General features: G+C 57.0%; 2 protein-coding genes and 1 pseudogene. All 3 read left to right on the top strand.

Annotation, left to right across the window (positions count from 1 at the left end; genetic code table 11):
* Positions 1-165, top strand: a pseudogene (locus tag B7449_RS20965) (IS3 family transposase); the annotation flags it as partial.
* A gap of 108 nt (positions 166-273) precedes the next feature.
* Positions 274-498: a type II toxin-antitoxin system VapB family antitoxin gene (gene vapB, locus B7449_RS19615; protein ID WP_034932605.1), complete on the top strand. Its 225-nt coding sequence runs from the start codon at positions 274-276 to the stop codon at positions 496-498.
* On the top strand, positions 499-803 hold a 305-nt coding region (locus B7449_RS19610), incomplete at its 3' end, for a PIN domain-containing protein (RefSeq protein ID WP_048884150.1).

Here is an 803-nt window from a genome sequence, read left to right as displayed (position 1 = left end):
AAGCGGGTCCGGCGGCTCATGGCGATCATGGGCCTGCGGGCGATTTACCAGAAGCCGCGTACAACCATGCCCCATCCGGAGCATCGGAAATATCCATATCTGCTGCGGGATCTGGTCATCAATCGGCCTAACCAAGACTGGTGTTCCGATATCACATATATTCCCAATCACCTGTCCGGATTGTGTGTATGCGGTACAGAGAGTCCCAAAAATACGGGACATCTTTGTCCAAATTGGATATACACGATACATATCCATAAGGAGGGATCTCCGATGCTGACCCGTACAACACTCTTTCTATCCAATCGCTCGCAGGCGGTGCGTCTGCCGAAGATGGTCGCCTTCGGGGAACAGGTGCGTGAGGTGGTCATCGTGTCCGAAGGTCTACGGCGGATCATCGCTCCGGTCGATGTGGCGTGGGATGATTTCTTTGCGGCTCCCGGGGTGGATCTGGGGGAGCGGAACCAGCCAGCCATGCAGGAACGCGAGGCGCTCTGAATGCTGCGTTACCTGCTGGATACGAACCTCTGTATCCGGGTGTTGCGGGATCGACCGCAGGGGCTGCGTCCAAGGTTCAACAGCTATGCGGAGGAACTCTGCATCTCGGACGTGGTGCTGTATGAGCTGCTTTATGGCGCGGAACGCTCGTCTGATCCCGTGCACACAAGGCGTGAGGTCGAGCACTTCGCGGCAAGGCTGGCGGTCCTGCCATTCGACAGTGAAGCGGCCGCCCATACAGCGGACATTCGGGCTGCTCTTGAACGGAATGGCCGTATCATAGGTCCGTATGATCTCATGATTGC

Origin of the sequence: Komagataeibacter intermedius TF2 (genome assembly GCF_000964425.1) — a bacterium.
In the GTDB taxonomy this organism is placed as follows: Bacteria; Pseudomonadota; Alphaproteobacteria; order Acetobacterales; family Acetobacteraceae; genus Komagataeibacter; species Komagataeibacter intermedius.
The sequence above is the reverse complement of the archived record's forward strand: the minus strand, read 5'-3'. Positions and strand labels throughout refer to the sequence as shown.